The 23,416-nt window shown below is 67.5% G+C and carries 22 protein-coding genes; 20 read left to right on the forward strand and 2 right to left on the reverse strand.

The window, feature by feature from the left end; genetic code table 11:
• The first annotated feature begins 218 nt into the window (after window positions 1-218).
• Entirely contained in the window at window positions 219-1,880 is a 1,662-nt protein-coding gene (gene aceB / locus C9424_RS12325) for a malate synthase A (RefSeq protein ID WP_116767121.1), read from the forward strand.
• A gap of 253 nt (window positions 1,881-2,133) precedes the next feature.
• Here aceB and C9424_RS12330 read toward each other — a convergent pair whose 3' ends face one another.
• Window positions 2,134-3,324, reverse strand: coding sequence for an MFS transporter (locus C9424_RS12330; RefSeq protein ID WP_116767122.1), 1,191 nt, complete (start codon window positions 3,322-3,324; stop codon window positions 2,134-2,136).
• Between the two features lie 155 nt (window positions 3,325-3,479).
• Window positions 3,480-4,691 carry an ROK family transcriptional regulator gene (locus C9424_RS12335; RefSeq protein WP_116767123.1) on the reverse strand — a complete coding sequence of 404 codons (1,212 nt, stop codon included), beginning with the start codon at window positions 4,689-4,691 and terminating at the stop codon, window positions 3,480-3,482.
• A 181-nt stretch (window positions 4,692-4,872) separates the two neighbouring features.
• Here C9424_RS12335 and C9424_RS12340 point away from each other — a divergent pair, with 181 nt between their 5' ends.
• From C9424_RS12340 to C9424_RS12430, 19 genes are all read left to right on the forward strand, one after another.
• Complete coding sequence (locus tag C9424_RS12340) at window positions 4,873-5,967, forward strand: Gfo/Idh/MocA family protein (protein WP_202615848.1); 1,095 nt, start codon at window positions 4,873-4,875, stop codon at window positions 5,965-5,967.
• On the forward strand, window positions 5,964-6,782 hold the full coding sequence (locus C9424_RS12345) for a hypothetical protein (protein ID WP_116767125.1): 819 nt from the start codon (window positions 5,964-5,966) through the stop codon (window positions 6,780-6,782). The genes C9424_RS12340 and C9424_RS12345 overlap by 4 nt, the downstream gene beginning before the upstream one ends.
• Window positions 6,783-6,888: 106 nt before the next feature.
• Window positions 6,889-8,211 carry an ABC transporter substrate-binding protein gene (locus C9424_RS12350; RefSeq protein WP_202615849.1) on the forward strand — a complete coding sequence of 441 codons (1,323 nt, stop codon included), beginning with the start codon at window positions 6,889-6,891 and terminating at the stop codon, window positions 8,209-8,211.
• A gap of 12 nt (window positions 8,212-8,223) precedes the next feature.
• A complete protein-coding gene (locus tag C9424_RS12355) occupies window positions 8,224-9,192 on the forward strand; it encodes a carbohydrate ABC transporter permease (protein WP_116767126.1) in 969 nt (322 codons plus the stop codon).
• The gene (locus tag C9424_RS12360; RefSeq protein ID WP_116767127.1) at window positions 9,192-10,085 is read left to right on the forward strand and encodes a carbohydrate ABC transporter permease; all 894 of its coding nucleotides are present in this window, start codon (window positions 9,192-9,194) and stop codon (window positions 10,083-10,085) included. Before C9424_RS12355 ends, C9424_RS12360 begins: the two co-directional genes overlap by 1 nt.
• An 87-nt stretch (window positions 10,086-10,172) precedes the next feature.
• Window positions 10,173-10,928, forward strand: coding sequence for a sugar phosphate isomerase/epimerase family protein (locus tag C9424_RS12365; protein ID WP_116767128.1), 756 nt, complete (start codon window positions 10,173-10,175; stop codon window positions 10,926-10,928).
• Entirely contained in the window at window positions 10,925-12,043 is a 1,119-nt protein-coding gene (locus C9424_RS12370) for a Gfo/Idh/MocA family protein (RefSeq protein ID WP_116767129.1), read from the forward strand. Before C9424_RS12365 ends, C9424_RS12370 begins: the two co-directional genes overlap by 4 nt.
• 9 nt (window positions 12,044-12,052) lie before the next feature.
• Window positions 12,053-13,246 carry a Gfo/Idh/MocA family protein gene (locus tag C9424_RS12375; protein WP_116767130.1) on the forward strand — a complete coding sequence of 398 codons (1,194 nt, stop codon included), beginning with the start codon at window positions 12,053-12,055 and terminating at the stop codon, window positions 13,244-13,246.
• Window position 13,247: 1 nt separating this feature from the next.
• Window positions 13,248-14,243, forward strand: a complete 996-nt coding sequence (locus tag C9424_RS12380; protein WP_116767131.1) for a sugar phosphate isomerase/epimerase family protein — start codon at window positions 13,248-13,250, stop codon at window positions 14,241-14,243.
• Between the two features lie 10 nt (window positions 14,244-14,253).
• Window positions 14,254-15,117 (forward strand): 3-keto-disaccharide hydrolase, encoded by an 864-nt coding sequence (locus C9424_RS12385; protein ID WP_116767132.1) that lies wholly within the window; start codon window positions 14,254-14,256, stop codon window positions 15,115-15,117.
• Window positions 15,118-15,119: 2 nt separating this feature from the next.
• A complete protein-coding gene (locus C9424_RS12390; RefSeq protein ID WP_116767133.1) occupies window positions 15,120-16,022 on the forward strand; it encodes a TolB family protein in 903 nt (300 codons plus the stop codon).
• Window positions 16,015-17,049, forward strand: a complete 1,035-nt coding sequence (locus C9424_RS12395; protein ID WP_116767134.1) for a Gfo/Idh/MocA family protein — start codon at window positions 16,015-16,017, stop codon at window positions 17,047-17,049. The genes C9424_RS12390 and C9424_RS12395 overlap by 8 nt, the downstream gene beginning before the upstream one ends.
• Window positions 17,042-17,524, forward strand: a complete 483-nt coding sequence (locus tag C9424_RS12400; RefSeq protein WP_116767135.1) for a heme-degrading domain-containing protein — start codon at window positions 17,042-17,044, stop codon at window positions 17,522-17,524. Before C9424_RS12395 ends, C9424_RS12400 begins: the two co-directional genes overlap by 8 nt.
• A 309-nt stretch (window positions 17,525-17,833) precedes the next feature.
• Window positions 17,834-18,937 carry a baeRF11 domain-containing protein gene (locus tag C9424_RS12405; RefSeq protein WP_116767136.1) on the forward strand — a complete coding sequence of 368 codons (1,104 nt, stop codon included), beginning with the start codon at window positions 17,834-17,836 and terminating at the stop codon, window positions 18,935-18,937.
• Window positions 18,938-19,003: 66 nt separating this feature from the next.
• A complete protein-coding gene (locus tag C9424_RS12410) occupies window positions 19,004-19,540 on the forward strand; it encodes a GNAT family N-acetyltransferase (RefSeq protein ID WP_116767137.1) in 537 nt (178 codons plus the stop codon).
• 185 nt (window positions 19,541-19,725) lie between these two features.
• On the forward strand, window positions 19,726-20,466 hold the full coding sequence (locus C9424_RS12415; protein ID WP_116767138.1) for a DsbA family oxidoreductase: 741 nt from the start codon (window positions 19,726-19,728) through the stop codon (window positions 20,464-20,466).
• Window positions 20,467-20,595: 129 nt separating this feature from the next.
• Window positions 20,596-21,918, forward strand: coding sequence for a nicotinate phosphoribosyltransferase (locus C9424_RS12420; RefSeq protein WP_116767139.1), 1,323 nt, complete (start codon window positions 20,596-20,598; stop codon window positions 21,916-21,918).
• A 157-nt stretch (window positions 21,919-22,075) separates the two neighbouring features.
• Window positions 22,076-22,603 (forward strand): DUF427 domain-containing protein, encoded by a 528-nt coding sequence (locus C9424_RS12425; protein WP_202615850.1) that lies wholly within the window; start codon window positions 22,076-22,078, stop codon window positions 22,601-22,603.
• Between the two features lie 164 nt (window positions 22,604-22,767).
• Window positions 22,768-23,406: a TetR/AcrR family transcriptional regulator gene (locus tag C9424_RS12430; protein WP_116767140.1), complete on the forward strand. Its 639-nt coding sequence runs from the start codon at window positions 22,768-22,770 to the stop codon at window positions 23,404-23,406.
• Window positions 23,407-23,416: the final 10 nt, after the last annotated feature.

Raw genomic sequence — 23,416 nt, forward strand, 5'->3', positions numbered from 1 at the left:
CATCTGAAGGCACGACGGCGGCCGGCACCCAGGGTGCCCAAGCCCTCGGGGGCCGGGAAAGGTGATCCGGAAGCGTGCGTATAAGGGGCCCTGTCCCCGCCCGGCCGAGCTCTGCGAGGCCCACGGCGGGGATGGGGAATAGCACGCGGAGGATTGCCTTTTTCGGCCCCAAACCGCACCCCGCCGTCGAACATTTGCTTCTCCGAGGAGAGATTGAAATGAACAGCTTCACTGACAACTTCACTATCAACGGGATCACGCTGACTGCGCAGCCGATTTGCCGGCAGAGCGAGGTCCTCACACCGGATGCGCTGGCGTTTGTGGCCAAGCTGCACAAGGCCACGGCCGGGCGCCGGCAGGAGCTATTGGAGGCACGGCGTGAACGCCGTCAGCAGATCTCCAAGGGCCAGGACCCGCGGTTCCTGCGCGAGACCGAGTCCGTGCGCAACGACCCTAACTGGCGCGTCGCTCCCCCGGCCCCGGGTCTGGAGGACCGCCGCGTGGAAATCACCGGGCCGGTGGACAAGAAGATGACCATCAACGCGTTGAACTCCGGCGCCAAGGTGTGGCTCGCGGACATGGAGGACTCCTCCACCCCATCCTGGCGCAACGTGATCCAGGGCCAGCTGAACCTCACGGATGCGCTGGAGCGCCGGATCGACTTCACCTCCCCCGAGGGCAAGGAATACAAGCTGCGCCCGGCCGGGGAACTGCCCACGATCGTGGTCCGCCCCCGCGGCTGGCACCTGCCGGAAAAGCACATGCTCATCGACGGCACCCCGATCGCCGGTGGAATCGTGGACTTCGGCCTGTACTTCTTCCACAACGCCCGCCGCCTGATCGCCCAGGGCAAGGGACCGTACTTCTACCTGCCCAAGATCGAGAACCACCTCGAGGCCCGGCTGTGGAACGACATCTTCATCCTGGCCCAGGACCTGCTGGGCATCCCGCAGGGCACCATCCGCGCCACCGTGCTGATCGAGACCATCACCGCCGCGTTCGAGATGGAGGAAATCCTCTACGAACTGCGCGACCACGCCGCGGGCCTGAACGCCGGCCGCTGGGACTACATCTTCTCCCTGATCAAGAACTTCCGCACCCGCGGACCGCGCTTCGTGCTCCCGGACCGCGGCCAGGTCACCATGACCCAGCCGTTCATGCGCGCCTACACCGAACAGCTCGTCCGGGCCTGCCACAAGCGCGGCGCCATGGCGATCGGCGGCATGGCCGCTGCCGTCCCCAACCGCAAGGACGCCGCAGCCAACGCGATCGCCTTCGAAAAGGTCCGCGCCGACAAGACTCGTGAGGCCGGCGACGGCTTCGACGGCTCCTGGGTGGCGCACCCGGACCTGGTTCCGGTCTGCCGCGAGGTGTTCGACGGCGTGCTCGGCGACCGCCCGAACCAGCTGGAACGCCTCCGGGAAGACGTCACCCCGGACGACCGCGCCCTCCTGGACATGTCCTCGACCACCGGAACCATCACCGAACAGGGCATCCGGAACAACATCGAAGTCGGCATCCGCTACATCGAGTCCTGGCTGCGCGGCAACGGCGCCGTGGCCATCCACAACCTGATGGAGGACGCCGCCACCGCGGAGATCTCCCGCTCACAGCTCTGGCAGTGGATCTTCTCCCGCGCCATCACCGACCACGGCGACGTCGTGACCCGCGAGTGGGTGGAGGACATGCTGGATGAGGAATTCGCCAAGCTGGAACGCTTCGAAGGGGACCGGTTCGCCGACGCGCGGGACATCTTCGAGGAGGTCACGCTCAGCAACGAGTTCCCGGCCTTCCTGACGCTGCCGGCCTACGACCGCTTCCTGTATGAAGCGCGCGACGGCGCGGAGCTCAGCGAGAAGGCCGCCCTCATCCCGGCGTAACCCCAGAATTCCGTCAGCTGGACTGCCCGCCCTTCGCAACAGGCAGCCCGAAATCCGGGTGGCAGCCCAGCAACGGAACACAGCCCGACAACGGCGTCGAACTGACAGTGAGGGCCCATGTTTTCGATAAAACATGGGCCCTCACTGTGTTCCCGGCGCAAACTTTGTGGGCGGGAAGGCGGCCGGGGCGGGCATTTCTCGGCGCACAGGCGTCCACAAGCGCGGCCCCGAAATGAGCCGGGGCGGGAGGAACCTAGTGCGGCTTCGGCACGCGGCGCAGGGACAACGCGGTGCCCAGGATGAACGCGGTCACGGAGCACAGGATCAGCAGCAGCGGACCGGTCCAGGCGCCGGAGACACCGTGGACGTAGCCCAGAAGGGTCGGCGCCACGGCGCCGAAGGAATACCCGGTCCCCTGGACGACGGCGGACATCCGGGCCGCCGACGCCTGGTCCCGGGCCAGCCGGATGATGGCGAGGAAGATCAGCGTGATGCCGCCGCCCTGGGCGACACCGCCGAGGGAACACCACAGCCACCACAGTTCGGGCGCGAGCAGCAGGCCCACAGGAACCGTGAGCCACAGCAGGCCAAGGGTGAGGCCCACCGCCGTCGTGCTGGCGAACCGGGCCGCCAGCGGGACGCCGAGGCCGCCCACAATGGCAAAGATCTGGAAAAGCGAGGACGCCGCACCGGCGGCCGACGGCGTCATGCCAAGTTCGTCCACCAACAGGCTGGGCAGCCAGGCGGTCACACCGTAGTAGGAGAACGCCTGCCCGGCGAACCCGACGGTCAGGGCTGCCGTGATCCACCGCGATGTGAGTTTGCCAGCCGGCCGCCCGGGGTCGGACGCGGGAACGGCAGCAGGAACGAAGGCCGCCCGCTGGCCGACGGCGATCACCCAGACCGCGAGGGCCGCCAGCGCGAACAGTCCGCTCGCGGCAATCGCGGGACGCCAGCCCAGCAGCTCGGCCAGCGGCGCGGACACCATCGACGTAAGGAACGAGCCGATATTGAGCGCCGCAGTGTAGGTGCCCATCGCCGCGCCCTGCCGGGCCGGAGTGAAGTCCCGCCGGATGATCAGCGGCACCACGATGTTGCCGATCGTGATGGAAACGCCCAGGATCACGGTGCCCAGCATCACGACGGCGCCGCCTCCCGCCGAGCGGACCACGACGCCCAGGAGCACGCCCAGCAGGGTCAGCGTGATGGCGAACTCGGGACCCAGCTTGCGCCCGGCCAGCGATGCCAGCGGCGCGGCCAGGGCAAAGCACAGGACCGGGATCCCGGTGAGGAATCCCAGTTCCACCGGAGTGAACCCGAGATCGTGCTGCATCTGCGCGACCACCGGGGCCACGGCCACCAGGGGGCCGCGCATGTTCAGCGCGATGAGCCCGATCGCGAGCATGAGGAGCCAGCCGCGCGGTGCCTTGGCGAGGTCTCTCATAAGGTGGGCCGTCGCCCGGCGAGCGGGCACAAATATGGTTTCATCAGTCCCATTGCTATCACGGGCCACTCCCGCACTCGCGGAATATGACGCCACCCGGGACACGGCCACCGGCGACCACGCATCCGGGGCGACGGCTTCCGGGGACGCCGTTTCTAGCCCGTGGCCTGCAGAGTCGCCTCAATGACGGCGGGCGAAAGCACGTGCTGCGTGACCATCTGGCTGGCGCCGAGGATGGCGGCCTGGTCGCCGGCTTTGGACAGGCCGATCCTCAGGTGCGTCGTGGCCAGCGGCAGCGAGCGCCGGTAGACCACCTCGCGGACCCCTGCCATGAGGTGCTCCCCGGCCTGGCCGAGGCTTCCGCCGATCACGATCACCGAGGGGTTTAGCAGGTTGACCACCGTGGAGAGGACATCCCCGAGGTCCCTGCCGGCCTGCCGCAGCGCCTGGATTGCCTGGAGGTTCCCCTCAGCGACGAGGCGCAGGACGTCGACGCCGTCGTGCGCCGGCAGTCCCTGCTGAGTGAGCGCCTTGGCGACGGCGGGACCTGACGCCAAGGCTTCGAGGCAGCCGTAGTTCCCGCAGCGGCACAGCACGTCGTCGCCGCGCGGAACCCGCACGTGCCCGAGGTCGCCGGCGGTGCCGTTGGCCCCGCGCTGGAGTTCACCGTTGCTGATGATGCCCGCGCCGATGCCAGTGGCCACCTTGATGAAGAGGAAGTTTTCGTCCTGGGGCCAGTGCGCCGTGCGCTCGCCCAGGGCCATGATGTTCACGTCGTTGTCCACCAGGACCGGGACCGGGAGGGACCGCTGGACGTGACGGACGACGTCGAACCCGTCCCAGCCGGGCATGATCGGAGGCTTCACCGGCATGCCGGTGGCGTGTTCCACGGGCCCGGGGAGCCCGATCCCGGCACCGGCCAGGTCCGAGGTACTCCGCCCCGCCTCGCCGAGCAGCTTCAGCCCTTCCTCGATCACGCGGTCCAGGACAACCACCGGGCCGTCGGCGACGTCCTGCGCCAGACGGCACTCGGCGAGCACTTTTCCGTTGAGATCCGTCACGGCGATGATCACGTGCGTGGCCCCGACATCTACAGCCAGGACTACCCGGGCGGCCGGGTTGAAGGCAAAGCGCGACGGCGGCCTGCCGCCGCTGGAGCTCGCCTCCCCTGCCGGGCCGACGAGCCCCGAAACCATCAGCGCGTCGATGCGGGAGGCCACAGTGGAGCGGGCAAGCCCGGTGGTCAGGGCCAGTTCCGCGCGGGTCCGGGCCCTGCCGTCGCGCAGGAGCTGGAAGAGGTCGCCGGCGCGGGACAGGCTGCCGCCGGCCTCGGTGGCTGCGGGTTCGGTGCCGGTGGGCGTACTCATGTGTAAGTGATAGCACGAAGCCCTTCTGCATGTCACGCTTCACAAAGATTGAAACGTAGTTTTCAACTTTTGCTTGACGCTCGTCAAAAGTATGTCTAGCTTTGGGTGTGAGCCAGATCACCGACCCGGCAGCTTGGCTGCCGCTGGACGGTTCCGGGACTACGAAGGGGTATGAACGAACTTGTCGAGCCAAGAACATGCGGCGCCGGCGCCGCTGGGAGTGGGGATTCTGGGGGCGGGTCCCGTCACCCAGGCGATCCACCTTCCCTCCCTCGCCAGGCTGCGCGGCATCCTGGAGGTCCGCCACATCATGGACGTCGATCCGGCGGTGGCCGAATCCGTGGCCGCACGGGTGGGGGCACGCTTCAGCACCAGCATGGAAGAACTGCTGGCCGACCCCGCGGTCGAGATCGTCGCGATCTGCAGCCCGCACCAGTTCCACGCCGTCCAGGTGATCGCCGCCTGCCGCGCCGGCAAGAAAGCCGTCCTGTGCGAAAAGCCCTTCGCCATGAACGGCGAGGAAGCCGCGGCCATCGCCGCCGTGTCAGCCGAAACCGGTGTGCCGATCGTCGTCGGCGCCATGCACACCTTCGACCCCGGCTGGCTGGCCGCCGAAGCCGCGTGGGGCACCCTGCCGGAACAGGTCCACACCGTCAGGTCCTCGATCGTCCTGCCGCCCAACCCCCGTTTCGAGGACTTTGCCACCGAGATCGTGGGCCGCACTCCCCCGGCGCCCGCGCCCGACAAGGACACCGCCCCTGATACCGCCGCGGTGAAAGCCATGCTGACCGGCGGCGTCATGGGCCTGGCCATCCACGACCTCCCCCTGGTCCGCAGGTTCGCCCCGGACTTCCGGGCCGTCGAGGTCCTGCATGCCAAGACCGTCATGCCGTTCGGCTACGTCATCTCCCTGCGGGCGGGCGACGTGGCAATCGAACTCCGCGCCGCGATGAACGGCACCTGGGAACCGTCCTGGACCTTCGAGGCCATCGGCAACGACGCCTCGCTGTCCATCGATTTCACCCCGTCCTACGTTCACGCGGGGTCGGCGACCGCCCGGATCCGCACCGCTGCCAGCACCACCGTCCTGGGACCCTTCGGCCACAACGGCTACGAGGGCGAATGGCGCAAACTCGCCGAAATCGCTCGAGGCACCGGAACGGCCCCCCGTCCGGAGACGCTGATCAACGATCTGGAATTCGCCCTCGCGATCGCCGACGCCGCCGCTGCCTGCGTCGATGCCGGCGCCGCCGCCTATGAGGAGGCCAGCGCATGACAACCCCGCTTCTCGTCCAAGCCGGCCCGGACGCCGAGCAGACCGGAGCCGTCGGCGCCGTCGTCGCGTCCCTGCCGGTTTCGTTCGCCCCGGCCGGCGGCGGGCCCGACGTCGTCGCACTCGCCGGCACCGCCGGCTGGACGGCCAGCGCCACCGCCGCGGTCCGCAGCGGTGTCCGCGGCGTCGTCGTCGTTGATCCCGTGGCGGAAGACCCTGCGGCGCTGGCCGCGGCAGCAGCGGAGGCGGGCTCCGCGGTGGTCCTCGACCAGGCGTGGGCCGGAAACCCGGTCCTGGCGGAATCCCAGGCCGCGGTCCGAAACGCCATCTCCGACGCCCTGGCCGACGCCGTGCTGCTGGACTCCGTGGCGTGGGGCGCCCCCGGAACCGACCCGGAGACCCTGCTCACGCGGCACCTTGGCGCTGTTCTGGCCTGCGGCGTCGAGCTGGAAGGCCTGCGGGTCATCCAGCGCAACGCCAACGGCTACACGGTGATCGGCAGCCTCCCCGGCGGGGCGCCGGCGGCCCTGCAGGGAATCACCACGTCCTCGCTGCCCGCGACGGCCACCGTGTCCGTCCTGACCTCCTCCGGACGGGCGGACATCACGCTCCCCGACTCCTCCGCAGGCTGGACCGCGGAGGTCCGCTCGGTCACCTCCGCCGGGGCCGCCACCTTCCCCTCGATCTACGAATCGGCCCACCGGCACAGCTGGAGGCGGCTCCGCGCCGCGATCGACTCCGGTGCCCCGGAGGCCGATCTGGAACGGTTCGCCGCCCTGACCGCACTCGTCGGGCAGCTCCACGACTCACCGCAATAACTGCACTAGCTGCTCTAACTGCACAGCCCGCAATACCTTCCGCATCAACTCACTGTCGAGAAGACCGGCCCGCGCCACAGCAGGCCGGTCACGAAAGGAAATCATCGTGACGATCAAGTCCTCTGTAACCTCCACCGCATTCTCCCGCCGGGGATTCCTGGGCTTCGCCGCAGCCGCGGCGAGCGCACCTCTCCTCGCCGCGTGCGGCGGCGGCTCCGCCTCCCAGTCAGGCGGCAGCGGCGTCATCAAGTTCTGGGACATGCCGTGGGCCACCCCGGCCTACAACGATGCCGCCAAGAAGATCGCAGAGGGATACGCGCCGGCCTCGGGCAACCTCAAGGCCAGCTACCAGACCATCCAGTGGAACAACTTCTACCAGACGTTCTCCTCGGCCATCGCCTCCAAGACCGGACCGGCGGTCTCCACCGGCGGCGGCTTCCAGGCCTTCCAGTTTGAGCAGCAGGGCCAGATCGCCTACGCGGACAAGGTCGTGGAGGAACTGAAGAAGAATGGCCAGTTCGATGATTTCCTCCCCGGAGTCCTGGAGCCGTTCAAGTCGGACAAGGGCTACGTGGCTGTCCCGTGGCAGCTGGACATGCGCGTGTTCTGGTACCGGAAGTCGCTCTTCGAGAAGGCCGGCGTGGACGTCCCCACGGACTGGGCCTCCCTGCTTGAGGCGGGCAAGAAGCTCAAGACCATCGGCGCCTTCGGCTTCGCGACCGGTTCCGGCGCCGGCAACAACATCGGCAACCACTCGATGATCATGATGATGGTCAACAACGGCGGCGGGGTGTTCACCCCGTCCGGTGAGCTCGATGTCATGAACGACCGCAACGTCGAAGCTATCGAGTTCCTCCTCGAAATGGTCTCCAACGGCATCATCGACCCCGCCGCCGTCAGCTACACCACCGACAACCTCAATGCCCAGTGGAAGGACAGCAAGGCGGCCTTCGGCCCGTACGTCCTCGGCGTCCCGGCCCGTGTCGGCGACACCTCCGGGGACATCGTGGTGGCCAGCCCCATCGCCGGACCGCACGGGGACAAGGCCGGCCTGGTCTTCCCGAACAACATCATGATGTACACAAACACGCCGTCACAGGCGTCGTCCGAGGCCTTCCTGGTTGCCTACATGGGGCAGCTGAAGCAGCTGTGGCAGCAGAAGCTCATGAACGCGCTGCCGGTCTTCAAGTCCATCACCGAACTCCCCGAATTCAGCAGCGACCCCAACAACGTCAAGATCGTCAAGGAATGGCAGCCGATCGCCAAGACCTTTGCGGCCCAGGGCAACTCGCTCAACGCCAACCTTGCCGTGCTCGACGGCGGGCAGGCCCTCAACCAGTTCACGCAGACCGTCCTCACGGGCAAGACCGACGCCAAGTCCGCGTTGCAGGCCTTCCAGTCCGGACTGCAATCCGTCCTGAAGAAGTAAGCGGACCTTTCGATGGCACTGACCACAGCCCAGACCGGCCTGAGCCGGGCCCGCCGGGGCGTTGCCCCCGGCGGGTCGGGCAAGCCCGCCAAACCTGCCAACCGCAAGAGCAAACTCAGCTCGCAGACCCGCAAGACATTCTTCTGGCTCCTGCTGCCCTCCGTCGTCCTGCTGGTCCTGATCCACGGCTACCCGCTCGCCTACGCCGGCGTCCAGGCCACCCACAACGGCTCGCTGATCGACACCGGCGAGTTCGTCGGCCTCGAGAACTTCGCCAACGTCCTGGCCTCCGATGCCTTCTGGAAGGCGGCCCGCTTCACGCTGCTGTTCACGATCGTGGGTGTCTTCGGTTCCTGGCTCATGGGGCTCGGCCTGGCCCTGCTGCTGCGCACCAAGATTCCGGCCGGCGGAGTCTTCAAGGTCCTCCTGCTGCTGCCCTGGGTGGTCCCGATCGTGGTGTCCTCCACCGCCTGGAACTGGCTGCTGGGCACCCCGGACAGCCTCATCCCGAGCATGTTCCGGAACCTCGGCCTGGGCACACCGCTCTTCCTGGCGGACCCGACCCTCGCGGCCATCACCGTCATGGTGTTCAAGGTGTGGATCAGCTTCCCGTTCATGATGATGATGACCTCGGCGGCCCTGGCCTCGGTGGACACCACGGTCTATGAAGCCGCCAGCATGGACGGCGCGAGCCGCTGGCAGCAGTTCAGCCAGATCACCCTGCCGCTGATCGCCCGGTCCACCTACATCAGCTGGATCCTCATGACGATCTTCTGTGTGAACGACTTCCCCACCATCTACCTGCTCACCGGCGGCGGGCCCGTGGACGCCACCACGTCCCTCGTGGTGCTGGCCTACCGGACCGTTTTCCAGGACTTCCAGACCGGACCGGGCGTCGCGATCGCCTTCCTCATGACCATCACCCTCGTGGTGGTGTCGGTCATCCTGTACCGCCAGATCCGAAAGTCGAGCGTCGAATAATGAGCGCAGTAGTCCACGCCCACCCCCAGTCCGGCCCGGTCCTCGGCGTCACCGGAACCGGCAAGCCCAACCGTGCCCTGTCCGACGCCGGCCTCCGCGGCCGCTGGTGGCGGTTCGCCTTGATCCTGGCCATCACCGCCGTCGTGCTCGTGCCCATCATGGTCACCGTGGTGCTCGCCGTCACCCCCGGGCCCACCAGCACGTCCACCGGCTTCACGCTGGAGAACTTCGGCTCCGTGTTCTCGCAGACGCTGGCCTCGACCTGGCTGCAGAACAGCCTCATCACCACGCTCAGCACCGTGGTGGTCTCGGTGGCCGTCGCCGCGCCGGCAGGCTATGTCCTCTCCCGCGGCCGCAGCAAGGCAGTCTCCGGCTACTCCCTGCTCCTGTTCGTCATGCAGTCGCTGCCCATCATCACCTCCGTGGTGCCGCTGTTCATCCTCTTCGCCGGCATGGGCCTCGTGGACAACCTGATGGGCCTGACCATCATCTACGTCGGTTCCACCATGACCGTGGCGACCTGGATGATGGCCGCCTACTTCGATTCCATCCCCATCAGCTTGGAAGAGGCATCCTGGATCGACGGCTGCTCCGTCTTCGGCAGCTTCACCAAGGTGGTGCTGCGGAACTCCCTCCCGGGCGTCCTCTCCACCGCGATCTTCGCCTTCCTGCTGGCCTGGAACGACTACCTGGTGGCCATCGTGTTCCTGCGCTCCACAGAAATCTTCACCCTGCCCATGGGCGTGCAGTCCTTCTTCCAGCAGAATCAAACTGACTGGACATCCGTCATGGCCTTGGCCGTGATCATGATGCTCCCGCCCATCATCGTCTTCGCCGCCCTCAACAAGTACTTCAGCGTCGGCGGCATCGGCGGATCCCTCGCCGGCCGCTAGACACCTGGCTCCACCCCCGACGTCGGCCGGCTAGCCGCAGGGCCGCTCCCCTACTTGAGAACAACCGACTCCCCGCAAAGGAACGCAATGTCCTACTCAATCCAGCTGTACACCCTCCGCAACGCCCTGCAGGAAGACCTGCCCGGCACCATCAAGAAGGTTGCCGAGCTCGGCTTCACCCAGGTGGAGCCCTACAACTTCGTCGCCACGGCCGCCGAGCTCGGCGCGGCTCTGAAGGCGAACGGCCTGACCGCCCCGTCCGGCCACGCCCCGCTGCTGAGCCAGGACCAGGACGAGATCTTCGCCGCGGCCAAGGAACTGGGCATCAACACGGTCATCGATCCCTACCTCCCGGCCGAGCACTGGCAGTCCGCCCAGGACATCCAGGCCACCGCCGCGAAACTCAATGCCGCCGCCAAGAAGGGTGCCGGGTACGGCATCCGCGTCGGCTACCACAACCACGCCTGGGAGCTGGAGTCCAGTATCGATGGCCAGACCGCCCTGGAGTACTTCGAAGGACTCCTGGACCCGGAACTTGTCCTAGAGGTGGACACCTACTGGGCCGCCGTCGGCGGCCAGGACCCGGTTGCCCTCCTTGAGCGCCTCGGCGACCGGGTCAAGTTCATCCACATCAAGGACGGCCCCGTCTCCACGGACACCAAGGCCCAGCAGCCCGCCGGTCAGGGCAAAATTCCCGTGTGGGATGTCATCGAGGCGGCGCAGTCCCTTGAGGTCGGCGTCGTGGAGTTTGACGACTACTCCGGCGACATCTTCGACGGCATCGCCCAGTCCCTGGGCTACCTGCAGAGCGGTTCCGCCAGCGCCAAGGGCGTGAACGCATGAGCACCGCAGCACCCGGACGCGGCCCGGTGGGCGTTGCCGTCATCGGCGCCGGAAACATCAGCAAGCAGTACCTGGACAACCTGACCGTCTTCCCCGACCTCAAGGTCCATGTGATCGCCGACCTCTTCGAAGAGGCTGCCGAGGCGCGCGCCAAGGAATACGGCATCCCGGAGTGGGGCGGCGTGGATGCGGCCCTGAACCACCCCGACGTCGAGATCATCGTGAACCTGACCATCCCGGCAGCGCACGTGGAGGTGGCGACGGCCGCCGTCAACGCCGGCAAACACGTCTGGACGGAAAAGCCGTTCTCGCTGGACCGCGAATCGGGCCTGGGCCTGCTGAAGGCCGCCGACGCCGCGGGGCTGCGGCTGGGCTGCGCCCCGGACACGTTCCTGGGGGCCGGGCTGCAGACCGCGCGGCGGCTGATCGAACGCGGCGACATCGGCACCCCGCTGACCGCCATGACCACGTTCCAGACTCCCGGCCCGGAATCCTGGCACCCCAACCCGGCCTTCTTGTTCCAGTACGGCGCCGGCCCCCTGTTCGACATGGGCCCGTACTACCTCACGGCTCTGGTCCAGACGTTCGGGTCCGTGCGCCGCGTGGCCGCCACCGGGTCCAAGGCCAAGGAAGTCCGGATGATCGGCTCCGGGCCCAAGGCCGGCGAGGAATTCACGGTCGAGGTCCCCACCCACGTCTCCGCGATGGCCCAGTTCGAGTCCGGCGCGTCCTCCCACAGCGTCTTTTCGTTCGAGTCACCCCGGCTGCGGATGGGCTTTGTGGAGATCACCGGGACCGAGGCCACCATCTCGCTGCCGGACCCGAACTACTTCGACGGGGACGTCAGGCTCTGGCGCGCCGGCGACGAGGAGTGGACTGTTATCCCGGCGACCGGCCCCAGCCAGGGCCGCGGCATGGGCGTGCTGGACATGGCACGCTCCATCCGCGCCGGCGTCCCGCACCGCGCCACCGGCAACCTTGCCTACCACGTCCTGGACACCATGGTCTCGATCTCCGAGTCGATCGATTCCGGCGCGTTCGTCGACGTGGAAAGCTCCGCCCCCGCCTCCGCAGCCCTCCCCGAGGACTGGGACCCCACCGCTTCCACACTCTAGGAACCAGTAATGAACTCCCACGAAACTACCCCCGGATCTTCCCCCTTGGGAGTGGCCATGATCGGGTACGCGTTCATGGGCAAGGCCCACTCGAATGCCTGGCGGAATGTTGCCAGCTACTTCGACGTCCCGGCCTTCGAACGTCGCGTGCTGGTCGGACGCGACCCCGCCGGGGTGGCGGAGGCCGCCGCGAAATACGGCTGGGCCGAGTCCTCCACCGACTGGCGCGAGGTGATCGCCAGGGACGACATCCAGATCGTCGATATCTGCGCCCCGGGCTGGATGCACGCGGAAATCGCCATCGCCGCCCTGGCCGCCGGCAAGCACGTCCTGGTCGAAAAGCCGCTGGCCAACACCCTGGCCGAGGCCGAGGCCATGGCGGAGGCCGCCCGGGCCGCCCGGACCCGGGGCGTGCAGTCCATGATCGGATTCAACTACCGCCGGGTCCCCGCCCTAGCCCTCGCAAAGGAGCTGATCGCGGAGGGCCGGCTCGGCACCATCCGGCACGTCCGTGCCGCGTACCTGCAAGACTGGCTCGTGGACCCGGACTCGCCCATGACCTGGCGGCTGAACAAGGACACCGCAGGGTCCGGGGCGCTCGGCGACATCGCCAGCCACGCGATCGACCAGGTGCTGTTCCTCCTCGGCGGCCAGGTCACCGAGGTCTCCGGCCGGCTGCACACCTTCACCCCGCAGCGCCCCGGCGCCACCGGGCTGGAGGACGTGACAGTCGACGACGCCGCCTGGGCCACGCTGACCCTCGCCTCCGGGGCCATCGCCTCCGTGGAGGTCTCCCGGGTGGCCACCGGCCAGAAGAACTCGCTCAAGCTGGAGATCTACGGCGACAAGGGAGCCCTGCTGTTCGATCTCGAGGACCTCAACGAGCTCGGCTTCCTCGACGCCACCCTGCCCGTGAGGGAACAGGGCTTCCGCCGCATCCTGGTCAACGAGCCCGAGCACCCGTACGTGGACGCGTGGTGGCCGCAGGGCCACGTGCTCGGCTGGGAACACACGTTCACGCACGAAATCCGCGACTTCCTCGTGGCGGTGGGCACCGGAACCACGCCGTCGCCGTCGTTCGAGGACGGCCTGAACGTCCAGCGGATCCTCGCCGCCGTGGAAGAAAGCGCCGCGGCCAAGAGTTCGCTCATCCAGCTCGCCCCGTCCGCACCGACCACCCAGCCCGCTACCGAAAGAGCCTGACATGCCCCGCCCGTACACCCTGTTCACCGGCCAGTGGGCCGATCTCCCCTTCGAGGAAGTCGCACGCCTGGCCTCCGGCTGGGGCTACGACGGCCTGGAAATCGCCGTCTCCGGCGACCACTTGGACGCCTGGCGCTGGGACGAACCCGGCTACGTCGAATCCAAACTCGCCGTCCTGGAAAAGTACAACCTCAAGGTCTGGGCCATCTCCAACCACCTCAAGGGCCAGGCCGTGTGCGATGACCCGATCGACTTCCGGCACGAGGCCATCGTCGGGGCGCGCGTGTGGGGCGACGGCGAGCCCGAAGGCGTGCGCCAACGTGCCGCGGAGGAAATGAAGCACACCGCCCGGCTCGCCAAGGCCCTCGGCGTGGACACCGTGGTCGGGTTCACCGGGTCCTCCATCTGGCAGTACGTCGCGATGTTCCCGCCCGTGCCGGAGAAGGTCATCGAGGCCGGATACCAGGACTTCGCTGACCGCTGGAACCCCATCCTGGACGTCTTCGACGAATGCGGGGTCCGGTTCGCCCACGAGGTCCACCCCTCCGAGATCGCCTACGACTACTGGACCACCGTCCGCACCCTCGAGGCGATCGGCCATCGCGAGGCCTTCGGCCTGAACTGGGACCCGTCCCACTTCATGTGGCAGGGCATCGACCCCGTCTCCTTCATCTGGGACTTCAAGGACCGGATCTACCACGTCGACTGCAAGGACACCAAGCTGCGCCCCACCGGCCGGAACACCGTCATGGGCTCGCACCTGCCCTGGGGCGACCCGCGCCGCGGCTGGGACTTCGTCTCCGCCGGCCGCGGGGACGTGCCCTGGGAATCGTCCTTCCGCGCCCTCACCGCGATCGGCTACGACGGCCCCATCTCCATCGAGTGGGAGGACGCCGGAATGGACCGGCTCCACGGCGCCCCCGAAGCCCTCGCCGCCCTCAAGAAGTTCGACTTCCCGGCCTCGAACACCTCCTTCGACGCCGCCTTCAAACAGTGAGGGCACGTTCATGTCAGGCATTGAAACGTCCGACGGCGGCGACCGTTTTGTCCCGCTGTTCGACGGCACCACTTTGGCTGGCTGGCGATCGGTACCCCGCGTCTACGGCACCGAGTATCCGGGCGGTCCGGCCCTCTCGGAACGCTTTGCCGCCCTGGGTTTGACCCCGCCGGTGGAACCCGAGAAGCACCCGGCCCGCTGGTTCGTGGAAGACGGCGTCCTGGTCGGCGAGCAGGACGCCCCCGGCAGCGGTTACGGCGGCTACCTGGTGAGCGAGCAGGCATTCGGCGACTTCGAACTCGTGCTGGAAATGCGCCCCGACTGGCCGGCAGACACCGGCGTCATGATCCGGCGCCGGCCGGATACTTGGGAAGGCTTCCAGGTCTTGGTGGACCACCGTCCCTCCGGCGGTATCGGCGGGTTCTTCGGCAACGGCCTGGCGAGCTTCTCCGCCGTACCCTTCGCCGTCAACGTGGCCATGGACGCTGACGGGCGACCCACGGGTTTGATTGCGGACAACCCGGCCACGTCGGTGGAGCCCGTCACGGAAGAAAAGCGTGGCCGCCTGAAGCACGCCGCCGACGTCGAGGACTTCCTTAACGTCTGGCGATGGAACGGCTGGAACGAACTCCGCATCCGCTGCGTCGGCGCCCTGCCGGTCATCACCACCTGGGTCAACGGTCTCAAGATCGCCGAACTGGACACCGCTACGCTGGACTCGCCGAACTACAACCCGGCAGATGTCCTGGGTGTTCTCGGAGAGCGCGGTCACATCGCCTTGGAAGTCCACGACAACGACTCCATGTTCGGCGAGGCCCGCTGGGGCAAGGGCGCGCAGTGCCGGTGGCGGAACATCCGGATCAAGGAACTCTGAGCATGCTGCGTACCCTTCAGACCGGCCAGCGCTGCGAGGTCTGGATAGCGTCCGTCACAGGCGAATCCGAACTTGTCTACAGCACCGACGAGCTCCTCCTCGAAGCGCCCAACTGGACCCTTGACGGCTCGGCCCTCATCCTCAACGGGGACGGGAAGCTGTGGCGGTTTGAGTTGCCCGGCCGGTCCATCAGCCAGGTCCCGCTGACCGGCATCCCCGACCTCAACAACGACCACGTCCTGGCACCCGACGGCACCGGCATCTTCCTCTCGGCGAACGACGGCCACATCTACCGGGCAGCTTTGAGTGGAGGTCCGGCGGAGCGGATCACCGACGCCGACGGCTCCTTCCACTTCCTGCACGGCGTCAGCCCGGATGGATCCCAGCTGGCATACGTCGGCATCGAGGGCGGAGACTTTACGCAGCCGGGCCGCCTCAGGACCATACCGTCCGACGGCGGCGCTACCGCCGGCGTCGATGTCGGCCCCGGCCATTGCGACGGACCGGAATACTCGCCCGACGGAAAGTGGCTCTACCTGAACACGGAGTCCTTCAGCGCTCTCCACGGCCACGCCCAGCTTGCCCGAGTCCAGGTTGACGGAAGCGATTTCGAGCACCTCCTAGAGAGCGAAACCGTCGACTGGTTCCCGCATCTATCCCCCGACGGCGGCTGGGCCAGCTACATCCGTTTCCCCCGCGGCACTGAGGGCCACCCCGCGGACCTGCCGGTCGCCGTCGTGCTTGTCTCCACCAGCGACTGGACCGCACCGCTTCACACCTGGCCCCTCTTCGGCGGCCAAGGAACCCTCAACGTTAATAGTTGGTCGCCGGATTCCAGGCGCTTTGCGTTTGTGGCTTACCCGCTGGCCACCACCGACTCACCAAAGGACCAAGCACGTGACTAATCAACCCACCGGCACCTCTGACGGCCGCATCCGCTGGGGAATCCTCGGCACCGGATTCATCGCGGGGCTGCAAACCCAGGACCTGATCAAGAACGGCTTCACCGTCCAGGCCGTCGGCTCCCGGACCCTGGATTCGAGCCAGGCGTTCGCTGAAGAGTACGGTGTGGCAACCGCGCATGGCAGCTATGAGGACTTGGTGGCCGACCCGCTGGTTGACGTGGTCTACATCGCCACGCCGCACCCGTTCCACCACGCCAATGCCTTGTTGGCCTTGAATGCCGGCAAGCATGTGCTGGTGGAGAAGTCGTTCACCATGAACGCCCGCGAAGCCCAGGACGTTGTCGACCTCGCGGAATCCAAAGGGCTCGTGGCGCTGGAAGCCATGTGGTCGCGATTCCTCCCGCACATGATCCGCATCCGCGCAATCATCGAGGAAGGCACCATCGGCGAGGTCCGGAAGGTGGTCGCCAGCCACAACCAGAGCCTGCCCAAGGACCCTGCCCACCGGCTGAACGATCCTGCACTGGGCGGCGGAGCGCTGCTGGACCTCGGCATCTACCCGGTCTCCTTTGCGTTCGACATCCTGGGCACTCCGGAGACCATTCGCGCCAGTGCGTCCATGACCGCTACCGGGGTAGACCGGCAGACTGCAGCCATCTTTGAATATGTTGGCGGTCAGCAAGCCATTGTGGACTGCGAACTGGACGCCGCCAGCGCCAACCGGGCTATGGTCATAGGGACCGAAGGGTGGATCGATATCGAATCCACTTGGTACAACCCCACGCCCTTCACAGTTCATGCCTTGGATGGCAGCGTTGTTGAACGCTATGAGCAGCCTGTCGACAGCCGCGGAATGCAGTACCAGGCCGCCGAACTGGAACGACTGGTCAGGGAAGGCGTAACCTCCGGCACCATCCTTCCGCCCCGCGAATCAGTGGCCGTCATGGCAGCAATGGACGATATCCGACGCCAGATCGGTCTCAGCTACGACGCCGACTCCACACCGGACGAGACTCCCCATGACTGACACCGACTCACCGCGGATCGCCGAACTGCGCCGGCACGAGGAAGAACTCGTCTTCCCGGGCTTTGATCACCACGATGCCTGGCTCCTCGGCTCGCTCATCGCCAACCGCGCGATCGTCGGGGGCCATTCCGTTGCCATCGATATACGCCGGCACAACCTGGTCCTCTTCCGCTGTGTCCTGCCGGGAGCCACCGCCGACCAGGAGGAATGGATCCGCCGCAAGGCGGCCACGACGCTCCGCTTTGAACGCAGCACGGCCCTGCTCGCCGAGGAGTTCGCGGTCAAAGATTTCGATCCAATGCAAGGAGGGTGGCTCGCCGCGGAGGACTACACGTTGGCCGGGGGCTCGTTCCCCATCCGGGTCAAGGGCGTCGGTGTCGTCGCCGCCGTGACGGCATCCGGGCTGTCCTCCGACGACGACCACCAGCTGGTGGTCGAGGCTATCAGGCGTCATCTCCAGGCGGCCGCCGGCTAAGAAATGCTGTCCATGTGTTGGCATGAGATATGTACCCCAGCCACCACCTGCACGCACTCCCGGAGTGCCACGTGACCGAGACAATCCGCACCGCTGCGGTCCGCTAAGGGTGCTGGCCGAACTGGCTATCGGCGCCGAACACCTCCGTACTGCAAGTTCCGCCGACTGTTGACACGGGACTCCGCGGGGTCCGATGCTGAGCTGGTCCGGTATTGCTGACCCTCGGTGCGGCTTTGCGCATCGAGTAGGTGCAGGAAAATCCCCCTCCTCGTGCGACCCAGCGGAGAGATAGCAAAAAGGAGCACCCCCATGCACATCGATATGCCGACCCGGTACGACGTGGAACGTCTGGCCGCCGCGCGCGATCCACACAGCGTCACCGTGTATCTTTCGACGAGCAGCGTCCCGGCCCATTCGGAGGACAATCAGTCCAGAGCCCGGTCCTTGTTCAGTTCCGCCGTCGAACAGCTCCGCCAAGGGGGAAACAACGACGCAGTGGCCGCGATAGAAACCTTTCTCGACGAGCTGCTGGGATCTCCCGAGTTCTGGTTTGACATGGGGCGGAGCGTGGCCATCTTCGTTACCCCGACATCAATTCTTGAGTTCCGTTTGCCCAACGATCTCGAGGACCACGTGAGCGTGTCCGACCGCTTCGCCATCACCCCGCTGCTTCGCGCCCTCACCTTCCCGAACGCGGCGCTCGTGCTCGCAATCTCACAGAACGGGGCGCGGCTCATTGAGGTCACGGCGGACCGGCCGGCAGAGGAGGTCACGGTACCGGGCATGCCCCGGGATGCAGCAAGTGCCGTCGGGCTCGAATCGATAGGCGGCCGCTCCGCATCCGGCCGGCTGCAGGGCGACGAGGGACGAAAGGTACGGCTGACCCAATATGCCCGTTCCGTCGACCATGCGCTTCGTCCACTCTTAAACGGGAATTCCCTCCCGCTGGTGATCGCTGCGACGGAACCACTCACCAGCATCTACCGCAACCTCACAGGCTACGCACACCTTGCGTCCGAAGTCATCGAGGGAAACCCCGATGAACTGACACCGGCCCAACTGGCGGAAGCGGCGCGTGGTGTGCTCGACCGGATCTACGCGGCCGACCTTGTTGCTCTGCAAACGACGTTCGAGGAGCGTCGTTCCAACGGCCGTGGCACGACCGACCTCAGCGACCTGGCTCGGGCCGCCGCCTTCGGCGCCATTGCGACGCTCGCCGTGGACATGGATGCACAAGTCAACGGTGCTGTCGGAGACGACGGCGCGCTCACCCTCGACGGGGACACCGGGCAGGACGTGGTTGAGGAAATCGCGCGCCGGGCCCTCGGCGCGGGCGCCCGGGTCCTGGCCGTGCGCCGCTCCGATCTGCCGGAAAACGTGGAGGCGGTCGGAATCCTTCGCTACACCATCTGATAGGTAGCTCTGCCCGGCAACCACGCCATTGATGCCCGGGCTCCGCGGCGGACTAGGGTTTTAGCTATGACGCACCAGATCCGGACAGCAACCGCGGACGACGCCGGGAGGCTGGCGGCGCTTGCTGCCGTCACCTTCCCGCTCGCGTGCCCGCCGGAATCCCGGCCGGAGGACATCGCGGCCCATCTGGCCAACACCCTGAGCGAGGCCAATTTCCGGGCCTATCTGGCCGATCCGGCGGTCACGGTGCTGGTGATCGACGCCGACGGCGAGCTCCGCGGCTACAGCCTGCTGGTGGCCCGCCCCGCCCGGGACCCGGAGGTGGCCGCAGTCCTGGCCGAGCTGCCGTGCACCGAACTCAGCAAGTGCTACGTCCACCCGGACCACCACGGACTGGGCTCCGCCGCCGAACTGATGCACGCCAGCATCGCCGCGGCCGTGGCGGCGGGTGCCCGCGGACTGTGGCTCGGCGTGAACAGCCAGAACGCCCGGGCCATCCGGTTCTACGAGAAGTCCGGCTTCCGCAAGGTCGGCACCAAGTCCTTCCAGCTGGGCGACACCGTGGAGCACGACTTCGTCATGGAACGCCGGCTCACGCCGTGACCGCGGGCCTTTAGCGAAGGCCCGGGCCGCGCGGCCTGCCCATGTCCAAGTCCATGTCCTGCCGTGGCCGGCCCATGTCCATGTCCATGTGCATGTGCATGTCCATGTCCAAGCCTTGAACAGCCCGTGACGAAGCCGACACGCCGTCGGGGAATGGACCTGCCGCCGTCGCGGTTGTCGCCGGCATGAAGATTGAGATCTGGTCCGACGTCGCCTGCCCCTGGTGCTACATCGGCAAACGCCGTTTCGAAACCGCCCTCGCGGCCTTCCCGCACCGTGATGCCGTGGAGGTGCAGTGGCGCAGCTACCAGCTGGACCCCACGCTCCCGGAGCACTACGACGGCACCGAACTGGACTACCTGAGCACCCGCAAGGGCATGGCTCCGGAGCAGGTGTCCCAGATGTTCGAGCACGTCGCCGCCCAGGCCAAGGGCGAGGGACTGAACTACCGGTTCGACGCCGTCGTGGTGGCCAACAGCTTCACGGCCCACCGGCTGATCCACCTCGCCGCCGCCCACGGCAAGCAGGACGCCGCAAAGGAACGCCTGCTCAGCGACCACTTCGAACACGGCAAAGACATTGGCAGCCAGGAGTACCTGACCGCTCTGGGCCTGGACCTCGGGCTCGACGCCGGCGACCTCGCGGAGCTGTTCAGCACGGACGCCTACGCCGACGACGTCCGGAACGATTTCGCGGAGGCCCGGGTCCTGGGCATCAGCGGCGTCCCGTTCTTCGTGATCGACCGGAAGTTCGGGCTCTCCGGCGCCCAGCCGGCAGACACGTTCAGCGCCGCCCTTGAGCAGGCCTGGCAGGACAGCCACCCGCTGGTCATGGTGGGCGCCGCCGGCACGGAGGCTGCGGATGCCGCCGAAGGGGATGCTTCTGCGGCGTCCGGCGCCTGCGGCCCCGACGGCTGCAGCGTCTGAGCCGCACCGCCTGAGTCCGACGCCGTCGAATTCGCCGGAAACGCCCGGGTTCGCCGGAAGTTTCCGGCGACCCCGCAGGATTCCGGCGAATTCGGGGCCGTCACTGCGATCCCCGGCCTAGAGTGAATCATGGACACTTCGGCCGGACCGGACGGATCCCGGACCTCCCTGTTTACCGATCACTACGAGCTGACCATGTTCCAGGCGGCGCTCCACTCCGGGGCGGCACACCGCCGGTCCGTCTTCCAGGCCTTTGCCCGCGGGCTCCCGGCCGGGCGCCGGTACGGGATCGTGGCCGGCACCGGCCGGCTCCTTGAAGGCATCGCGGACTTCCGCTTCGACCAGGACGACCTCGATTTCCTGGCCGGCACCGGGGTGGTCAATGAGGACACGCTGGAGCACCTGTCCGCCTTCCGGTTCTCCGGCGACATCTGGGGCTACCCGGAAGGCGAGGCCTACTTCCCGCACTCCCCCGTCCTGATCGTGGAATCGACCTTCGCCGAGGCCTGCGTCCTGGAGACCTACGTCCTGTCGGTGCTGAACCACGACAGCGCCATCGCCTCGGCCGCGTCCCGGATGACCAGTGCCGCGGGCGGCAGGCCCTGCATTGAGATGGGGTCCCGCCGCACGCACGAGGAAGCGGCCGCCGCGGCGGCCCGCGCGGCCGTGATCGCGGGCTTTTCCGGCACGTCCAACCTGGCCGCCGGCCGGCGCTACGGCCTCCGGACCGTCGGCACCGCGGCCCACTCCTTCACGCTGGTCCACGACTCCGAGCGCGACGCCTTCGCGGCGCAGCTTGCCTCGCTGGGGGCAGGCACCACGCTGCTCGTGGACACGTACGACGTCGAAGCGGCCGTCCGCACCGCCGTCGACCTCGCCGGAGACAAGCTCGGGGCCATCCGGCTGGACTCTGGAGACCTCGTGGCCCAGGCACACTGGGTCCGCGAACTTCTGGACAGCCTCGGCAATGTGCACACCAGGATCGTGGTGACCTCGGACCTGGACGAGTTCTCCGTCGCCGCGCTCCGGGCAGCGCCGGCCGATTCGTACGGGATCGGCACATCGCTGGTGACCGGTTCCGGGGCGCCCACGGCCGGCATGGTCTACAAGCTGGTGAGCCGGGCCGGTGACTCCGGCGGGCTCGTTGCCGTTGCGAAGACCTCCAAGGACAAAATCAACGTGGGCGGCCGCAAGTTCGCCGTACGCCGCCTAGATGACCGCGGCACCGCCACCCATGAGGTCCTCGGCGTGGGCCATCCGCCGACGGACGGCAAGAACGGCCGACCGCTCCTGCAGCAGTTCATGAAGGACGGCGAACTCCTGCCCGGCTGGACCGGGCCGGACGCGGTGGGGCGGGCGCGGGAGCGGCACACGGCCTCCATGGCGGAGCTGCCCCGGGTCGTGGACCGGCTGCAGCCCGGCGAACCGGCCATCCCGACCATCTATGAGTGAAGCATTCGACCGTACCGCCCGGCGCTGATCGTTCGCGAGCCAGGTGGCGTTTTCGCGCTCAACGGAGGCCACCGGGGCGGTGCGTGCGAAGGTTTACCCGTCCGGCTTTTCGTCCTCCACCGCGTACGCCCGCCACATTAGATGGCACCATGGGGACATGACTTCTGCTCGAGGATTTTCCGGCTTCTTTCGGCGTCCCCAGCCCATCAAACCCAACGCCGGTCAAGAATCGGTGTGGGACTACCCGCGGCCGCCAAGGGTCGAGCCGCGATCGGAACGGGTCATGGTGCGGCTTGGCGGGCAGGTGATTGCCGACACGACCGATGCAGTGCGCGTCCTGGAGACGAGTCATCCCCCCGTCTACTACTTGCCATTGGACGCATTCCCTGCCGGTGTTCTCGTCCCTGTCCGGGGCACCAGCTTCTGCGAGTTCAAGGGAGAAGCGCATTACTTCGACGTCGTTGCCGGCGGAGTCGTCGTTCCCCGTGCCGGGTGGACCTACCCGGAACCCACCCGGGGGTTCGAGGCGCTCAGTACCCGAGTGGCCCTCTACCCGGAGCGCATGGACTCCTGCGAGGTCAACGGCGAGCAGGTGACCTTCCAGGAGGGTGACTTCTACGGCGGTTGGATCACCAGACAGATCGTTGGCCCGTTCAAGGGTGGCCCGGGCACGGCCGGGTGGTGAGCACGTCGTTCTCGCCCGCCGGCAAGACTCGACCCTGACTTCGCGTCTGGCTGCTCCGTAGATGGTGCGCCGGCCGGCATGACTTCCGCGGAACTGAGCGTGCCCGGCCGTGTCGCAGCCTCCCACCCGCCCGATTTGGTGACAGATCGCGCTAAAGTGTCCGTATGCCTAGGATTTCGGCCGCGAGTAACGCCGCCCAACGTGCCGAGACCCAGCGCCGCATCCTGACCGCATTCGGGGAACTCCTGTTCACCCACGGGCTGCCCGGCCTGACCATGACCGATGTCGCGCGCCACGCCCGGATCGGCCGGACGGCCGTCTATAACTACTATGCGGACATCGAAGAGCTCCTCATCGCGTACGCCCTGGACGAGACCGAGCGGTTCCTGGTCGACCTGCGCGAGTCGCTGGATTCGCTGGAGAACCCGGTAGAGCGGCTGGCTGTTTACGTCCGGGCCCAGGTGGAGGACCTGAGCCGGCGCCACCTGCCGCCCGGGCCGGCCATGGCGGCAGTGCTCTCGCCGTCGTCGTTCGCTAAACTCGCCGACCACGTGGGCGAGCTCAGCGTGCTCCTGCAAGGCATCCTGCGCGACGGCATGGCCCAGGGCTACCTTCCCGAGTCGGACATCGCCCAGCTGGCCCAGCTCATCCACGGCACACTCTCCTCGAGCGCGGCCCGGGGCGACGGTGCCGGCCAGGACGCCGAGGCCGAGGCCCGGCTCGCCCGGACGGTGCGGTTCATCCAGCTCGGCGCGGGGGCCAGGTTCGACGACGCCGGCCGGCCGGTCCGCCGCGGCAGCTAAGCGGCGGCGC

This window comes from Arthrobacter sp. H-02-3 (assembly GCF_003097355.1).
Lineage (GTDB): Bacteria > Actinomycetota > Actinomycetes > Actinomycetales > Micrococcaceae > Arthrobacter > Arthrobacter humicola.

Coding starts and splice junctions, on each gene's coding strand:
- aceB (WP_116767121.1), top strand. CDS start 219: ATGAACAGCTTCACTGACAACTTCACTATCAACGGGATCACGCTGACT.
- C9424_RS12330 (WP_116767122.1), bottom strand. CDS start 3,324: ATGAGAGACCTCGCCAAGGCACCGCGCGGCTGGCTCCTCATGCTCGCG.
- C9424_RS12335 (WP_116767123.1), bottom strand. CDS start 4,691: ATGAGTACGCCCACCGGCACCGAACCCGCAGCCACCGAGGCCGGCGGC.
- C9424_RS12345 (WP_116767125.1), top strand. CDS start 5,964: ATGACAACCCCGCTTCTCGTCCAAGCCGGCCCGGACGCCGAGCAGACC.
- C9424_RS12355 (WP_116767126.1), top strand. CDS start 8,224: ATGGCACTGACCACAGCCCAGACCGGCCTGAGCCGGGCCCGCCGGGGC.
- C9424_RS12360 (WP_116767127.1), top strand. CDS start 9,192: ATGAGCGCAGTAGTCCACGCCCACCCCCAGTCCGGCCCGGTCCTCGGC.
- C9424_RS12365 (WP_116767128.1), top strand. CDS start 10,173: ATGTCCTACTCAATCCAGCTGTACACCCTCCGCAACGCCCTGCAGGAA.
- C9424_RS12370 (WP_116767129.1), top strand. CDS start 10,925: ATGAGCACCGCAGCACCCGGACGCGGCCCGGTGGGCGTTGCCGTCATC.
- C9424_RS12375 (WP_116767130.1), top strand. CDS start 12,053: ATGAACTCCCACGAAACTACCCCCGGATCTTCCCCCTTGGGAGTGGCC.
- C9424_RS12380 (WP_116767131.1), top strand. CDS start 13,248: ATGCCCCGCCCGTACACCCTGTTCACCGGCCAGTGGGCCGATCTCCCC.
- C9424_RS12385 (WP_116767132.1), top strand. CDS start 14,254: ATGTCAGGCATTGAAACGTCCGACGGCGGCGACCGTTTTGTCCCGCTG.
- C9424_RS12390 (WP_116767133.1), top strand. CDS start 15,120: ATGCTGCGTACCCTTCAGACCGGCCAGCGCTGCGAGGTCTGGATAGCG.
- C9424_RS12400 (WP_116767135.1), top strand. CDS start 17,042: ATGACTGACACCGACTCACCGCGGATCGCCGAACTGCGCCGGCACGAG.
- C9424_RS12405 (WP_116767136.1), top strand. CDS start 17,834: ATGCACATCGATATGCCGACCCGGTACGACGTGGAACGTCTGGCCGCC.
- C9424_RS12410 (WP_116767137.1), top strand. CDS start 19,004: ATGACGCACCAGATCCGGACAGCAACCGCGGACGACGCCGGGAGGCTG.
- C9424_RS12415 (WP_116767138.1), top strand. CDS start 19,726: ATGAAGATTGAGATCTGGTCCGACGTCGCCTGCCCCTGGTGCTACATC.
- C9424_RS12420 (WP_116767139.1), top strand. CDS start 20,596: ATGGACACTTCGGCCGGACCGGACGGATCCCGGACCTCCCTGTTTACC.
- C9424_RS12425 (WP_202615850.1), top strand. CDS start 22,076: ATGACTTCTGCTCGAGGATTTTCCGGCTTCTTTCGGCGTCCCCAGCCC.
- C9424_RS12430 (WP_116767140.1), top strand. CDS start 22,768: ATGCCTAGGATTTCGGCCGCGAGTAACGCCGCCCAACGTGCCGAGACC.